Source organism: Mastigocoleus testarum BC008 (genome assembly GCF_001456025.1).
Classification (GTDB): Bacteria; Cyanobacteriota; Cyanobacteriia; order Cyanobacteriales; family Nostocaceae; genus Mastigocoleus; species Mastigocoleus testarum.
In genome coordinates, this window is the sequence record NZ_LMTZ01000108.1 from 73,176 (window position 1) to 89,569 (window position 16,394).

Annotated in this window: 11 protein-coding genes; 7 read left to right on the top strand and 4 right to left on the bottom strand. The window is 35.8% G+C overall.

The features are described 5' to 3' along the window. Positions 1–483: 483 nt before the first annotated feature. Entirely contained in the window at positions 484–4,047 is a 3,564-nt protein-coding gene (locus BC008_RS26695; RefSeq protein ID WP_027842904.1) for a WD40 domain-containing protein, read from the bottom strand. Between the two features lie 46 nt (positions 4,048–4,093). Continuing rightward, positions 4,094–5,386: an AAA-like domain-containing protein gene (locus tag BC008_RS26700; RefSeq protein ID WP_058182958.1), complete on the bottom strand. Its 1,293-nt coding sequence runs from the start codon at positions 5,384–5,386 to the stop codon at positions 4,094–4,096. 297 nt (positions 5,387–5,683) lie between these two features. Between BC008_RS26700 and BC008_RS49705 the strand changes: the two genes are divergently transcribed. From BC008_RS49705 to BC008_RS26725, 6 genes are all read left to right on the top strand, one after another. Next, positions 5,684–5,830 (top strand): hypothetical protein, encoded by a 147-nt coding sequence (locus BC008_RS49705; protein WP_161938060.1) that lies wholly within the window; start codon positions 5,684–5,686, stop codon positions 5,828–5,830. Positions 5,831–6,187: 357 nt separating this feature from the next. Beyond that, positions 6,188–7,081 (top strand): peptidoglycan-binding domain-containing protein, encoded by an 894-nt coding sequence (locus tag BC008_RS26705; protein ID WP_027842903.1) that lies wholly within the window; start codon positions 6,188–6,190, stop codon positions 7,079–7,081. Between the two features lie 164 nt (positions 7,082–7,245). Continuing rightward, complete coding sequence (locus BC008_RS26710; protein WP_027842902.1) at positions 7,246–8,304, top strand: N-acetylmuramoyl-L-alanine amidase; 1,059 nt, start codon at positions 7,246–7,248, stop codon at positions 8,302–8,304. 469 nt (positions 8,305–8,773) lie between these two features. Beyond that, the gene (locus BC008_RS26715) at positions 8,774–9,835 is read left to right on the top strand and encodes a S66 peptidase family protein (protein ID WP_027842901.1); all 1,062 of its coding nucleotides are present in this window, start codon (positions 8,774–8,776) and stop codon (positions 9,833–9,835) included. 195 nt (positions 9,836–10,030) lie between these two features. Beyond that, positions 10,031–10,285, top strand: coding sequence for a DUF4212 domain-containing protein (locus BC008_RS26720; RefSeq protein ID WP_027846909.1), 255 nt, complete (start codon positions 10,031–10,033; stop codon positions 10,283–10,285). A 6-nt stretch (positions 10,286–10,291) separates the two neighbouring features. Continuing rightward, positions 10,292–11,965, top strand: coding sequence for a sodium:solute symporter family protein (locus BC008_RS26725; protein WP_027846910.1), 1,674 nt, complete (start codon positions 10,292–10,294; stop codon positions 11,963–11,965). A gap of 639 nt (positions 11,966–12,604) precedes the next feature. Here BC008_RS26725 and BC008_RS26730 read toward each other — a convergent pair. Next, positions 12,605–12,838 (bottom strand): hypothetical protein, encoded by a 234-nt coding sequence (locus tag BC008_RS26730; RefSeq protein ID WP_058182959.1) that lies wholly within the window; start codon positions 12,836–12,838, stop codon positions 12,605–12,607. A 463-nt stretch (positions 12,839–13,301) separates the two neighbouring features. Beyond that, positions 13,302–13,559 (bottom strand): hypothetical protein, encoded by a 258-nt coding sequence (locus BC008_RS26735; protein WP_058182960.1) that lies wholly within the window; start codon positions 13,557–13,559, stop codon positions 13,302–13,304. Positions 13,560–13,939: 380 nt separating this feature from the next. Here BC008_RS26735 and BC008_RS26740 point away from each other — a divergent pair, with 380 nt between their 5' ends. Continuing rightward, complete coding sequence (locus BC008_RS26740) at positions 13,940–16,234, top strand: tetratricopeptide repeat protein (RefSeq protein WP_027846560.1); 2,295 nt, start codon at positions 13,940–13,942, stop codon at positions 16,232–16,234. Positions 16,235–16,394 lie beyond the last annotated feature (160 nt).

Here is a 16,394-nt window from a genome sequence, read left to right on the forward strand (position 1 = left end):
ATTAAACTAAAAGTCCGGCGAATGACAAGGGTATGAGGTAAAACAGGACATCGCCGGTAAGAGTAGCAAGGCAAGCAAACAGTGAATTGAAGACAAACATTCAGCATAAATGTTAAAAATTAAAATATTTGGACTTATTTGCTTATCCAAAGCTACCCATTCTCTATTCTTACCAAGAAAGTACTTAATTACCAACCGTATTCGAAATAGTTTGTCATCAAATATAAATTAAGTTTAGAGAAATCTCGATTTATTGTTGTTTGTAATTGGTAATTAATAAAATCGCTATTTCTTTTGAAGGTGCATCAATTCATGCAACCTAGCAAACCGTATCAGGACATGAAAGGCGACAACTTCTCAGGAAAGTATACGTTTCAATTATTCCAGTTAAGCAACCAATTTAAAGGACATTCAGTAGACAATTAACCCAAATAATGATAATCATTCTTGCAAATGTCTTTTTTTTTGTAAGTCCATTAAATTTTATTTAATATATTGATGGCAAACTTTAAGTCTTTTCAATTCTTCAGGGTGGGTAACAAAATAATCTTGAAGCCAAATACAACCATCATTAATTAGTTGCTCTAAACTAACCACAGACCACAGACGAGCAGTACCATCACGGGAACCAGTAACGATTTGTTTACCGTCAGGACTAAATGCAATACTATGTATCTGGTCACCATGTCCTACCAATTCTTGTCGCATAAAATTACTGTCTTTATCCCACAAGCGAACGGTGCCATCATAATAAGCTACTGCAAGTAACTGTCCGTTATTAGGAATGAAAGCAATATCTTTAATGCCATATTGGTAGATTTCTAATGCTTTGATAAATTTACCATTCTTATCCCACAAACGGATATTACCATCGCGGGAAGCTGCAGCGATGTAGTTTCCATCAGGACTAAACGCTAGACTTACTACCCAGTCTTTGTATCCTTCTAATACTTTGATAAATTCACCATCTTTATTCCACAAATGAGCAGTTTTATCGCGAGAACTAGTTATAAATTGTTTTCCATCAGGACTAAATGCAACACTTTCTACCCAGTCTGTATGTTTTTTTATTTGTTTGAGGAGATTACCGTTGTTATCCCATAAATGAATATTATTATCCCTAGAACCAGTTACAATTCTTTTTCCATCAGGACTAAATGCAATACTCAAAACTTGGTTATCATGACCATTTAAGACTTTAACCAATTTCCCTTCTAAGTCCCATAAACGAATCTTACTATCGCTTGAACCGGTAGCAATTTGATTTCCATCAGGACTAAAAGCAATGGTGTAAACTGATGGCGTTTTTTTTGTCATTGGCGATTCTGGAATTTGCCATTCCCTAATCAACTTCCTATTTTTATTCCATAAGTAGACTTTACCATTAGCTGATCCAGTAGCAATTATTTCTCCATTGGGACCACCAAAAGCAACAGTAAATATTTGACTGTCAATCTTTTGGAAAATATTTTTTGGCTTATTTTTAAATAATTCCCATATTCTTGCAGTCGTGTCATGTGATGCACTAATAATATGTTTGTTATCAGGTGTAAAGACAACACCATATACCCATTTTGTATGTCCTCTTAATACTTCTTTACTCGTATATAATTCCTGATCATCATCTTTCTTCCATAAGCGAACGGTATTGTCACTGGAAGCTGTAGCAATGTACTGACCATTGCGACTAAAGGAAACACCATTAACTATACTAGTATGTCCTTCCAATTCTTGAATAAAATCCTTTTGTAATTTCCGGTTTGGATCCCACTTCCATAGACGAACAGTTTTATCCCCAGATGCAGTTGCAATTAACTGACTATTTTTACTAAAATCAACACTTTTAACTTCATCTTTATGACCAATTAATTCTTGGATAAGTTTACCTTGCTCATCTAATAATTGAACATTACCTTTTTTTGAAGTTGTGACAATTACTAATCGATTAAGGGGAAATACAACGTCAATTACCTTTATTTGTTCATCTTTTTTCTGTAGAAGTGAAAGTGACGATTTTTTTTTATAATTCTGTGAATTCCAGGAGGTAATTTTATAGGTTGATTCATAGTCGTATTTATTCTCATATGAGACAGTAACAATGCGTTTACCATCAGGACTAAAAATAGCTCTGCTTACTTTATAATTTTGCTCATGTTTGAGTGTCCCAATTTCACTACCAAATAAGTCCCATATTTTAGCCGTTGTATCAGTAGAAGCAGTAATAATGTATTTGTTATCAGGACTAAAATTGGCTCTAAACACTACACCTTCTTTTTCTTTATGTTTAAGTAGAGCTAATTTTTTACCATTTCTATCCCATAACTGAGCAGTTGTGTCTGTAGAAGCAGTAACAATATATTTGCCATTAGGACTAATGCTGACGCTGTTTACTTCCCCTGTATTCTCTTGATGTTTTAATTGATTGCGTTCCTGAATATTATCTAATATATGTTGTAAAGCTGAAATAGGACTACTAACTGGATAACTCTCAAAGGAATGAATATCTTTGGTTAGTTTTTGTAATTTGTCCCCAGCTTGTATAGCAGATTTCAAAGCTTCTATTTGCCGATAAGCGAATAAATGTGACGCAAGATTTCCTAATGATTGTATAGTGTTGAACTCAAGGATTGCTTTTCTATTTTGTTCTGCTGAGTTGACAAATAAAGCAGAAATCATTATGGAAAAAGATAAAAATAGAACTCCAATTTTACTCCGTCGATTAGCTTTTTTATTTGCTTGTAGCAAAACTTCTTGAGCTTTTTTTCCTGCTTCTTTTACTTCTTTGTTTTCGTATGCTTGGCTTGCTGCTAAAAACTTATAGTCAATGATGCTAAGATTTTTATTTCTTGACCAATTTAAAGCAACCTGCAACGCTTGTCCTCTTAATAAGCGGGATTCATCTTTGTAACCCGATGCTAACCATCTATTAAAAGATTCTGAATAAGGTCTGAGATTTGCTAATTGCTTATCAACCCAACTCAAATTAAAAATATGTTTATAAATACGATTATAAATTTTCAAACTACCATTACATTTAATAACTAACCCCGATAAACATAATTCAAATTGTTCGGGACTATTATTTCTTGCAACTTCTCCATTTTGTAAAATTCTTTGATAAATTCCTAGCAATATACTAGAAGAGCTTTCATCTTTCAAAATCCTGTCTCTAATAGTTCTTAAATGTTCTGGTTCGTCTTGATACTCCCAATTATCAATAATCAAATTATTGATAATTTCACTCACTCTATGTTCCTCTAAAATTCCACTATTATCAGAAATATTATTGACAATCAAATTACATAATTTTTGTGTCAAAAATGGCTGACCATTTGTCCAGTACCATATTTGTTTTAATACTGCTTTTGGATTCTCTACTTTTCCTAACAATCCTTTAATTAAAGATGAAGAAGTAACTTCTTCTAAACTAAAAGGAGTCAATTCAATTGCTTGGCCAATATTAAATGGTGTACGTTTTCTATCCGCAATCAAATCTCTGGGTGTTGCAACTCCTAGCAAACAAAAAGTTAGACGATTATAAATCGGATTATCTGCACGCAGGTTATAGCATCCACGGATAAAAGCGAAAAAGTCATCGCAGGGAAATTTTAAACTAAGAATACTATCAATTTCATCGATAAAAATTACAATATTTTGATTTATTATTTGTAGCAATATCCCTTCAATAAACTTACTTAGTTGTCTAATGGGAGAAATATTTTTTTGTTCATCTAACCAAGTATCTAAATCAAAATCTAAATTAACTTTTTCTATCAAAGTATCAATAAAATCAGCATACCATTGTTCTGGTGAAGAAAAATAAGTATCAAACATGGAAAGGTCTATGCTGACACAAATTATTTCATCTTTTTGTAGTCTACGCATTGTCTGTACGCGCAAACTTGATTTACCTGTCTGACGTGAATTCAAGACATAACAAAATTTTCCTGCTTTGAGACTTTTATAAAGGTTATCGTCTGCTGGTCTTTTAATATAAGTAGAAGAATCTTCTGGTAAAGTCCCCGAAAATCTATATTCGTAAGCCATACCTAAAATTTTTTGATTGTAGTGTTGATAAATAAACTTAAATCTTTTAAGACAAAGTTAAACGACTGCTGAAATATTGACGATATAAATTACAGCGTGGTGTGACATAATTCCCTTGTAGTTTTACTAACCCCATTTTGTGTAACTTAAACGCTAGTTCCGGAGCTATATCTACAGGTTTTGATGAATTTACGCTCATTAATAATGCATTTGCAAGTTGGGGATATTTTCTTAAAGTTTGGAAATGTTTTCCTAAATGATTTTGAAATATTCCCCCGTCTGTAGGAGCCATTGTTAATAGTTTTTCAAGGGTCAAATTTTGATTTTTAACAGAATCAAAAGCTCTGCATATTAACGCTGGATGTCCTCCCAACATTGCTGTCAAATCTTCAACAACAGATACATCCCAATGCAACTCGTATTGCTTTGCTAAATAACGTACTTGTTCTGGGGTAAATTCCAATAACTCAAAAGGTAAACCCACACCAGCTAAGGGAGAAGAGTTAATATCCATCCCACCATATACTTCCGTAGAATGTACAAGTACCAACCGCATTTTTTTCCAAAGTTCACCAATATGGTCACTTTGCTTACTTTGGTCGTTCCAAGCTCTTAATAAACGACAAAAATCAGTAAATATTGCTGGTTGCTCAAATACCACATCCAAATTATCTAATCCCAGCACTAGGGGATTTTGAATTTCTGTCAGTATATATTTCTGAAAGTAACGAGTACAGTTTCTGTTAATTCCATACCTAGGTTTCCAATACTCGTCTAAATGGTCTTCTAGGTCAAATATGTCGGTTAAATTAACGCAAAACCATTGTAAAAAATCTTGATAATCACTCAATATTTGACTATCTGCTTGCTGGAAATCTAATTTTCTTGCTTGATAACCTTCCTCTCTAGCAGTATCAAGAATTCTTTCTAGCAATAGGGTTTTACCCATCTGCTCAGGTGCTTTGATACGTATTAAAGCTCCAGGTTTTTTTATCTCTTCATAACATTGGGATTCGTAAGGTTCTCGAATCACGTAAAAAGGAGAAGATTCAGTATTCTCAATTTCTAATTCAGTAACTTCTTCCCAATCTAATCCTAGTACCTGACAAAAAGCTTTGAAAGCGTCTAACTTTATATATTCTTTTCCTTGCAAAAACCGTTTAAAAGTAGCACGAGACACTCCATCAGCATAAGGACCGAACTCTTCCCATTTAATCTCTGGTTGTAATAATTTACTTGCTGCAACAAGCCACTGGGGATTTTCAATTGTCCATCCTTTTTTCTCTCTAGCCTTCTTAATTTTTGCTAATCCTTTCGGAGAAGCTTTCAGAGTAAGCACTGTGTACTTCCCTACTTTAAATAACTTGTTTACCTAAAAAGTATAACCCGAAAAACAATTATTTTTTATACCAATTTTTCTCAGTATTAGCCCAGTATTAGCTCATTATTATTTATCAAACTGTTTCTAGTGATTTAAAAACTGAGATAGAACTGTATCTGGTTGATTCATGAAATATAAATCATCATAAAAATGTCAGCAAGTTAAACAAACATGATTTTCTTTTATAACTCATGTTTTATCCAATTACTTGATGACGCAAATATATTTTCTTATTAATATGAACGGAGTATCACCATGAAAATATCTCGTAAACTTCGTAGAGAATTGATGTTAATTGCCTTCGATTTAGTTGATGGTCAAGTAGATGATTTAGAAGCAATGTGCGAAGTTCTAGAATCTATCGCAGCAGCGGGAAGAAAGGAACTAGAAGCAAATACATAATTATCAAATTAAATTTCCCTGTTGAAATTCCAAAATTTAAATCAGGACTTACGCAACGTTAGCACAGCGTGTCCGTAGGACATAGATTTGTCATTGCGACCGAAACACAGTGTAGGAAAGCAATCTCAGAGTTTTTGCGATTACGTCGCTATCGCTTTTCCTAAAGGAAACGCTGCGCTAACGTAATGACGCAATTACGTTAATTTTGCGTAAGTCCTATAAATAATAACAACAGGGAAAAGTTAAAGCATGAAATGGTAATTATTTCTTTCCCTAAAAACAAATTTATCCCACTGATTATCAAACCTCAAAATTTGTTAACTTCATTAAACCAAAAAATAATTAAAGCAAAAAACAATGAAACTACAAGAATTCTATAGTCAAAAACTAGAATACGGTCTGGAAACAGTAGCAGCCGATAAAGAATTAGCCAAGCATATTCAAGAAATTCTGATTTGGCACAAACTTCTTGCACCTCCAGCAGATGGTAAATTTGGACCAATATCTGCATCAGCACTTCGAGAATTTCAAGAATTAATGAAGTGCAACGAATCGGGATTTTTGGGACCCGATACCGCTAAAAAACTAATTGAAACACACCCTGATGAGTTACCACAAAGAGAACTAAACCTGAATAAAGATTTGGCTAGTCGCATTATTAAGTATATGTTAGCAAAAGGCTATCACGTTGATAGAAAAACTGGTGAATACAACATTATCTATGTTGAAGGAATGAATCCAGATGGAACGCTTAATTCTGATAGACCTAATAGCTTCAACGATTTACGACTAGTTATTCAAGTGGTCAGTAGAACTCCCAAAATTATCAGCATTTGGGAAGCAACAACCGAACCTGGCAAATACTATACCTATAATCCAATGAATTCCAAGGGTGCAGCCAGAATCAAATTTGGACAATACAAAGCATGGCGAGTGGGAACTCACGGTAATGCTGAACCCCATGAAGCACTCATTCAGGTGTCTGATATTACTGTTCACAGAGACTTTAATAAAGACATGATTCGCACAGGTGACAAGCTACATACTGGTTCTTTTTACATCAATCAGCACTATGGATATGACTATCCCCGTAACAATATCAGCTATGCCAGTGCTGGCTGTTTAGTAGGGCGTACTCGCAAGGGTCATCGTGATTTCATGAGATTGATTAAACAAGACTGGCGCTATCAAAGCAATCGTAACTATAAGTTTATGACAACCATTATTGCAGGAGATGATTTACTCAAATAATCTTTTGCTGTTCGTAGTTCATTTCTCCCAAAATTCTGTAGAGATGTTATACACAACATCTCTACAACAGGAGCTTACTTTTACCCGGTAATTCTAGGTTATTGGAGTAATCGGAAGCCGGTTGATTTATTGATTAATTTTGTTACTTTATTGAGGAATATCAAATGTTTAAATGGAATGATTTTGTAAAAGTTTTAGCCTCTACAAATATAGAGTTTGCACATCTCAAGGTAGCTCAATTGGCTCAAGCTATCTTGGAATCCGGTTGGGGTAAATCAGAATTATTCAAATTACACGCTAACCCATTCGGAATGAAGTATCGTCAGGAGATTCACATTGCTTTACCAGTTGAATATAAAGCTCATGATGGAATAGATATTTATTGCAAGTTTGCAACATTAGAAGATGCAGTTAAAGGTTATTGGATTTTTATTGATAGACCAGTCTATTCGGGTTGGCGTAATAATAGTGCAACCCCTGAAGACTTCATTCGTTTCATTGCTTTTGCAGGTTATATCGATGGACCATTTGACGGAACAGAATTTTCAAGACTCAGAAAAGAAAAATATATCAGTAAAGTTTTGAAGCTGATTCCACACGCTCAAAAACTTTTAGAAAATGCCGATTCTTCACTTATGGAAAAACCTATTTGGAAGAAAAAAGGTGTGATACTCGAAGTAGGACATGGTAAGAATCCCAAAACATGGGAACCAGGAGCAGTTGGAGTTAATGGTGTATATGAATATGATTTGAATTGGATAGCTGCTAAAGCTGCTAAAAGTCTACTTGACGAAGCGGGAGTACCTTGTGTAATTACAGATTTTGGTGGAATTAACGGTAAGGGTCTTTACGATATAGGTAAAGTTGCTGCTGATTACGATGTTTTTTGTTCTATCCACCATAACAGCGCTGATGAAAATGCTCAGGGAGCAGAAGTTCTCGTACACCACATTAAAGGAGATATTGAAGATTTAGAGCTATCATCCCTGATGAGTGCGGAAATTGCGAAGGAACTCGGAATTCGCGATCGCATTGCTAATGGTAGAAATTCTCGCGAAAAATTAAGTGTCTTGAATGGTGCTGAGGATACAAATGTCAGAGTGTCAGTACTAGCAGAATTGTACTTTATCCACGTACCAGTTCCCAACACCAAAGATTGGAGTACTCGTGGAGGAGAAGCTATTGCTAGAGCGATTCTGAAATGGCTGCGTCAAACATTATAATCAAACAAAGCTTGTATCCCTGGAGGTGAGATAAAGTGTCATTCTTAACTCAGGTCATTTTAATATCGCCTCCAGATAAATGATATGAGATACGTTAAAGTTGGAGTTATATATTTTTTTGTACAGACAAAAGCTTAGCTGGAAAGGCTTATATCCCACACCATAACTTTTAATTTAGTGTAGGATATAAGCCGAATAAAAATGCTTCAAATATTTTGCTAGCAATCTTAAATATAACTTAACTGCAGAGTTTACAAAATCTCGCTCGCTCTCATTTTACCTGTTACCTTACTCATTACTGTGCGCTTGCGCGCCCCGCTTGCGCTAACATTACTCATTACTTATTACCCATCACTAATAATCCCCAATAATCACAAAATCTTTCAATGTATCGCCTTTGGTTGAGATTTTGAGTACTATTGCTCCATGGTGAAAAACATTACACCCTTGCCTAGCAGCATAATATCAAATGATCGACCGTCGAAATTTTATAGTTGGTTCAGTTGCCGCTACCACTACTTGTATTTTATCTTCTTACTTACAGTCGGCGGATGCAGTAGGTTCGCCTACCTTAAGTTCGCCTTTAAAACCTAAACGTTTAAAACCTGGCTCCGTTGTAGGAATTGTTAGTCCTGCTAGTGCAATATTTCTCAAAGAAGATTTAGATATTGTTCGAGACGTAGTTAAAGCTTTAGGTCTTGTCCCCCGTATAGCACCCCATGTCATGAAAAGATATGGTTACCTTGCAGGAACAGATCGACAGCGCGCATCTGATATCAATGAATTTTTTCGCGATCGCACAATAGCTGCAATTTTACCAATACGTGGGGGGTGGGGCTGTAGTCGGCTTTTACCTTATTTAGATTATGAATTGATTCGCAAAAATCCGAAGATTTTGCTTGGTTTTAGCGATTTAACGGCTTTAATTCTGGCAATCAATGCAAAAACTAACCTGGTAACTTTTCATGGTCCCAATGGCTTAACTTCTTGGAATTCGACCCAAACAGAATATTTTCGTCGGCTTCTATTTAAAGGTGAAGATTTAACTTTTGCAAATTTGAAATCTGCTGCTGATTCCGACCGTTTAATGCAAGTAAAGTACCGCATACAAACAATTACTCCAGGTAAAGCCAAAGGAAAGCTCTTTGGTGGAAATCTTTCCGTACTTTCTGCTTTAGTTGGTTCGCCTTATCTACCGGATTTTAAAGGTGCAATTTTATTTTTAGAAGACGTCCAAGAAAATATTTATCGCATAGATCGAATGATGACTCATTTAAAATTAGCAGGTGTTTTCGACCAACTTGCAGGTTTTATTTTCGGACAATGTAGTAGTTGTAACCCTGGTGACGGCTACGGTTCTTTAACTTTAGAAGAAGTCATCCAAGACCACATTAAACCATTGAAAATTCCAGCTTGGTTTGGCGCAACTATCGGTCATATTGAAACTATACTTACATTACCCATAGGTTTGGAAGTAGAAATTGATGCCAATACTGGAACTATTGGAATGTTACAACCTGCGGTGATTTGAGAAGTAAGGAGTCAGAATTCAGAAGTAAGGAGTCAGAAGTCAGAAGTCAGGAGTCAGAAGTCAGGGGTCAGGAGTCAGGAGTCAGGAGTCAGGAGTCAGGAGTCAGGAGTTAGGAGCAAAAATTTACTCATTACTCATTACTCATTACTTATTACTCATTACTTATTACTCATTACCAATTATCAACAAAAAACAATGAATAAAAACAATCTCCGCTCTTATTGGCGTAAAAATACAGCTTTAATTCGCAATCTTTTAATAGTTTGGGGTATTGTCTCCTTACTTCTTAGTATTTTGCTGGTAGAACAATTAAATAATATTTCTTTCTTTGGACTACCTTTCGGTTTTTGGATGGCACAGCAAGGTTCAATTGTAATATTTGTGATGTTAATTTTTATATACGCCTTCCAAATGGATAAATTAGACCGCAAACATAATATCCGGAGATAAGGAAAAGTGACTGTTGAATTTTGGACGATTTTATTTGTTGCAATTTCCTTTTTGCTGTACCTCTACATTGGATGGAGATCGCGGGTTAAAGACAGTAAAGGTTTTTTTGTCGCTGGACAAGGGGTACCAGCAATTGCAAATGGTGCAGCAACAGCAGCTGACTGGATGTCCGCAGCTTCGTTTATTTCCATGGCGGGGCTAATTTCTTTTTTAGGTTACGACGGTTCGATTTACTTAATGGGTTGGACTGGAGGCTATGTACTATTAGCACTGTTGCTTGCTCCCTACTTGCGCAAATTTGGTAAATATACAGTTCCAGACTTTGTTGGCGATCGCTATTATTCTCAAGTTGCTCGTTTAGTCGCCGTTGTGGCGGCTATTTTTGTTTCTCTTACCTATATTGCTGGACAAATGCAAGGGGTAGGAATTGTTTTAAGCCGCTTCTTACAAGTTGATATTACCAGGGGTGTAGTTATCGGTATGGTAATTGTCGGCTTTTTCTCAATTTTGGGTGGGATGAAAGGTATTACTTGGACGCAAGTTGCCCAATATTTTGTTTTAATTGTTGCTTATTTGATCCCAGCATTTGCAATCTCTTGGAAACTTACCGGAAACCCCATCCCCCAACTGGGATTTACTTTTAGTAATATTGCTCAAGACCTCAATGGTATTCACGAAAGCCTTGGTTTTGGTGCTTACACTAGTCCTTTCACCAACAAATCTATGTTGGATGTTTTGTTTATCACTATTGCTTTAATGGTGGGAACGGCAGGTTTGCCCCATGTAATAGTCAGGTTTTACACGGTTCCTGATGCTCGTTCGGCACGCTATTCAGCAGCATGGGCGTTATTATTTATTGCCATTCTTTATACTACTGCCCCAGCTCTTTCAATGTTTGCCCGCTACAACTTAATTGATTCTTTGAATAACCGTACCATTGAAGAGGTACGCAAACTAGACTGGGTAAACAAATGGGAAAACGTCGAATTACTCAAATTTGAGGATAAAAATGGCGATGGACGTCTTCAATTCACCCCAGACAAACAAACAAACGAACTTGATGTTCACCGAGATATTATTGTACTTTCTACTCCTGAGGTCGCTCAATTACCTCCCTGGGTCGTAGCTCTGGTTGCAGCAGGAGGTCTAGCTGCAGCATTATCCACAGCATCGGGTTTACTCTTAGTGATTTCTAGTTCTATCGCCCATGATGTTTATTATCGGATGATAAATCCAGGTGCTTCGGAAGCTAAACGTTTGCTTGTAGGTAGAATCACGATTGGACTATCCTTAATTGTGGCTGGGTACTTTGGGATCAATCCTCCTGGCTTTGTGGCTCAAGTTGTTGCTTTTGCTTTTGGTTTAGCTGCAGCTAGTTTCTTCCCAGTAATAGTGTTGGGAATTTTTGATAAGCGTACCAACAAAGAAGGTGCGATCGCTGGAATGCTTGCAGGTTTAATTTTCACTGCAACTTATATTATTGGTGTTAAATTTGGCGGTATGTCACCTTGGTTTTTCGGAGTTTCAGCCGAAGGTATAGGTACGGTTGGTATGGTAATTAACTTGCTTGTAACTGTGGTTGTTTCCCGTTTCACTCCAGAACCACCAGCAGAAATTCAGGCTTTAGTTGAAGATATACGCACTCCTAGCACAAATATAGAGGATTTACCAGTGAGTTAAATTTAAATTAACATTACATACATAAATATATTAGAGGCGTTCAATCGAACGCCTCTAGCTATAGAAATTTTAATAATGATTTCAATAAACTAAAATTTTCTCTGATATGCATATTCATTAATCATTCATTTCCAGTACGCTAGTACCATGTGTCCATTCTTGTTGCTCAAACCAATGCTGTTTGTTTTTCAGCATTTATGGTAAGAGCAAGCTAAAATCTGTTGATTTTGATTTGAGACTTTGAGACTTGGAGGCTTTGATCGTTCAAGATTTCAAAAGTTTGAGAATTTTAGAATTGGAGAAATTGAGAAGTTGACAGTTTGAAAAAGTTAGACTTTGGGAAATTAAGACTTTGAGAAATTGAGACTTTGAGAATTTTAGACTTTGAGAAATTGAGAAGTTGACAGTTTGAAAATTTTAGAATTTGAGAATTTTAGACTTTGAGAAATTGAGAAGTTGACAGTTTGAAAATTTTAGAATTTGAGAATTTTAGACTTTGAGAAATTGAGAAGTTGACAGTTTGAGAATTTTAGACTTTAAGAAATTTAGACTTTGAGAAATTGAGACTTTGAGAAGTTGAAAGCTTAAAAAATTGAGAAGTTGACAATTAGGATTTAATTCTGTTCTTGTTTGTCATTATTAACGACAAGATTCAAACAGGATTGCAATTCCCATCAGTAAGAGAATTGTAATTCCCAAACGCCAGAACAAGTTTATCAAGAACCAAAATATTGGAACGGAAGTGAGCGGAACACTAAAGCCTGCAGCAATTACATAGGAAATTGCAAAACCAACACTTCCAAGAAGGAAATATTTGAGAAATCTGGAAGTCCATATGAAAAAAAAGCTATGTTCGCTAGTGCTAGTTTTCATGATTCTATTTCAAGATAGATGAGTATTCGATAGACCCTGAGTTTCTAATTAAAATCGCGATAATTTCCTGTATTAAGCTGAATTATTACTCTTATCGCAGAATTTAAGAGACAGGAGTCAGAAGTTAGAATTCTGAATTGTGCGCGGTAGCGCACCGCTTCTTTATGCAGTTATACCAAATCCGATTTTTAAAACCCCTTTCTTTATATCTTTTGGGATTTTCTCCCACACTTCCCACACTTCCCTCTCTGATTCTGAAAAGGGATAATTAACCCGGACTTAGTATTACTCATAGGGGAAACCCCCAAAACTGCGCTGCATCATTTTGCTAACAGAAGCCAGAAAATAGGAATGAATGCTCTTTAAACCTGAATTTTAGCTCTTTAGGTTTACTTTACTTACTTAGATTAGCTAGAACTCGAAGCGGTTTAAATTAAGGCTACTTAAATCAAGTTTACTGACTCTAAGAAATTGATTGTAGTTCTTGAATCGCGGGTTGCATTTCGCGTTGCGGTTCGGTTATTTGAGAATGATTATTCACTAATAATATTATGCAACTAATCAACGCTCCCAATAGTAAAAAAGTATTAAGTCTATACTTGCGGAAAGAGTAATCTTGTCCACATTTCACACACACTTGTCTGTAAGCATCTAAAGGATCTGCCATAAATGGACAATAACCCCGATCGCATTCACGATTATCGCAATTTGGTGAATTCATCGCTCCAGCCTCTTTCAAATTTGAATAAGGTTCTTGTAGCTTGAACCATTCATATATTTAATAGTGACAGACAAAAATTACTTGTTCGGTTCATTTTTTGGCTCATTTCTTGGGCTCAGTTATCATTGATGCGATTTTTACGATCCCCAGAGCCATTTTGGTATAATATTTTTTTATACTAGTTTGTTATATTTTTTTACGTTTTACTGCTTAGATCTCATTTTTGGTATAAATTCACCTTTTCACGACAAATTTTCCTTTACCGTCCGTAAAAGCACGACATAATTTTCTTTAAAAAATTAAAGAAAAAGATGATTTATGACCTACTAGTAACTGCTCAAATGTAACATAAAAATAGTGTGTTATTCAACAAGTTCAGTATGGCTGATTCTGTGAAAGCATCTACACAGGGTTTAGAAACCGTTGATCTAGCTAGACGTAGAAAGGGGTGGAATAAATTAGCTAAAATTTGGTACGAAACTGCATTGACTTCAAAGGCAACTTTAAAACGATTTTGGGCTAGAGAAGCCATTAATCGCGAAACTTTTATTAGAATCTGCCAAACAGCAGGACTCATAAGTTGGGAAGATATTGTCGAACGTTATCAAACTCCAAAAATCCCCTTAGACCCAGATTTTGTCGGTCGTGAAGACGCAATTGCTCACCTTAACGTTTTAGTTAATCAAGGAGCAAAAATCATTGTTATTCAAGGTGAAGGGGGTATTGGAAAAACGAAGCTAGCACGCAGGTACTTCAAAACTCACGGCTTTGATTTTTTAGTATTATGGATGCCTACAGAACCCCATCACATTATTTCTGTAGAAAGCTTACTAGAAGAATGGTTGCGGAGGGATTTTCATGAAGAACCAGGACGGGAATTGTGGATAAACTTACAAAGACTCAAGCGCAAGCTCCAAAACGGAGAGAAAAAAATTTGTATTCTGATTGATAACCTCGAGTCAGCTTTAGACAAACATGGAAGGTTAATTAAATCTCGACGTTCTTATTTTTATTTATTGCAAACATTAGCAGACCCTAGTGTCAACTCACTAACCTTGATTACTAGTCGAGAACGTCTATGCGAGTCTGGAATCGATGTAAACTCATACACTCTCAAAGGTTTAGATAGTCAAGCTTGGAAGCAATTCTTCTCTAGTCGCAAAATTAATAGTGACTCTCCAGCATTGAGTGAAATGTGCAAAGCTTATGGTGGTAACGCCAAAGCAATGAAAATCATTAGCGGTGCTGTCATAACTGATTTTGAGAAAAATATTGATGCTTACTGGAATTCGACAAAGGACGATTTATTGATTGAGCAGGAATTAGAAAACTTAGTTGTTAGTCAGTTTAACCGCTTAGAAAAAATCGATCCCGAAGCATATCGTCTGTTGTATCGCTTGGGTTGTTACCGCTATCAAGATGAAGATGTACCTTTTGTTAACATTGAAGGACTTTTGTGTTTGTTATGGGATGTTCCTCTCTCAAAGCGTCGTAGAGTAGTAAATCGTCTTTGTGACAGGTCTTTAGTAGAATGCCGTAAAGGAAGACATTGGTTACACCCAGTAATTCTTGCAGAAGCTATTACCAGGTTGCAAACTAGCAGTGACTGGGAAATAGCTCATCGACGAGCTGCAACTTACTGGACTAACAGTGTAGTCACCATTAAACATACAGCTGATGCTCTCAAAGCTTTGCAAGCTTACCATCACTACGTAACAATCGCAGACTTTGAACGAGCTGCTGATGTCATTATCAAACCCAGGATCAATCAATGGGGAATCCAAGAATCCTTAGCAAGGTCATTTTATAAACGTGGATTACTCGAACAACTGAAAACAGCAGTTGTTAATATAATAAATAAACTCGATCCTGGTTATCGTAGCGCCAGACTTTATCGTACTTTAGGTAAAATTAGTTTTTTTTCAGGTAATCTCGATCTCGTAATCAAATATTGCGAAAAATCCCAACAGCTACTTAAAAACTACTTACAAAGTACCTCAAACGTTAGCACTGATACTTTGAATAAACTACAACTCATAGAAGTCAACTGTTTATCAACTATTGGATTGAGTCAGATTGGTTTGTGGGAATTAGAAGCAGCCGAAAAAACCTTACTGCGGGTAGTTAAAATAGCCAAACAAGATGATTACGAAAAATACGCGCCTTCAGCTTTGTTTTATTTAGCATACTTAAATTCACATCAGGGAAATTGGCGCAAAGCTTATGATATTGCTAATTATCTTTACAAGCGCTTACCAGAGGAAGGAATTCCTTCATGGGGTAGAGAATATAAGCTATATTATTTATCCCTAACGTACAAAAGTTTGGGAGAAACTGAAACATCCTTCAAGCTTCTTGAGCGGATTATATTATATAGTGATAATCCCTATACTCAAGCAAAAAGTAAAGCTAAATGTGGTTTAGCACAGTTATATCGGGATAGAAAAGACTATTTCAAAGCGCTAGAGTTTCACGAAAAAGCTATTAATGCCTTCGCTGAAATTGGCGCTAGATATGATTTAGCAGAAGCTTACTTTCAACGAGCATTAACTTACAAACAAATTGGGGCGATCGCCAAAAGTCGAGATGATTTTAATAAAGCAATTAACCTGTTTAAAAAAATGCGAGCTATCAAGCAAGTTGAAAAAATTAAATTAACAATGGGAAATCTTTAAAAATAGAATTCTCAAGATATAACTCTCAATGTCGAGTTCTCAAGAGAAAGTACTGGGGATAAATTTCTAAAGACAAATAGGGGAGCGGGAACTAGAAACAAAGGATTGGGGACTAAAAACTAAGAGCTGGGAATGGGTGAAATACGTATATTAAATTTTA

Excerpts from the sequence above, each read along its gene's own strand:
- BC008_RS26695 (WP_027842904.1), bottom strand. The coding sequence starts at position 4,047 with ATGGCTTACGAATATAGATTTTCGGGGACTTTACCAGAAGATTCTTCT.
- BC008_RS49705 (WP_161938060.1), top strand. The coding sequence starts at position 5,684 with ATGAAAATATCTCGTAAACTTCGTAGAGAATTGATGTTAATTGCCTTC.
- BC008_RS26705 (WP_027842903.1), top strand. The coding sequence starts at position 6,188 with ATGAAACTACAAGAATTCTATAGTCAAAAACTAGAATACGGTCTGGAA.
- BC008_RS26710 (WP_027842902.1), top strand. The coding sequence starts at position 7,246 with ATGTTTAAATGGAATGATTTTGTAAAAGTTTTAGCCTCTACAAATATA.
- BC008_RS26715 (WP_027842901.1), top strand. The coding sequence starts at position 8,774 with ATGATCGACCGTCGAAATTTTATAGTTGGTTCAGTTGCCGCTACCACT.
- BC008_RS26720 (WP_027846909.1), top strand. The coding sequence starts at position 10,031 with ATGAATAAAAACAATCTCCGCTCTTATTGGCGTAAAAATACAGCTTTA.
- BC008_RS26730 (WP_058182959.1), bottom strand. The coding sequence starts at position 12,838 with ATGAAAACTAGCACTAGCGAACATAGCTTTTTTTTCATATGGACTTCC.
- BC008_RS26735 (WP_058182960.1), bottom strand. The coding sequence starts at position 13,559 with ATGAATTCACCAAATTGCGATAATCGTGAATGCGATCGGGGTTATTGT.
- BC008_RS26740 (WP_027846560.1), top strand. The coding sequence starts at position 13,940 with ATGGCTGATTCTGTGAAAGCATCTACACAGGGTTTAGAAACCGTTGAT.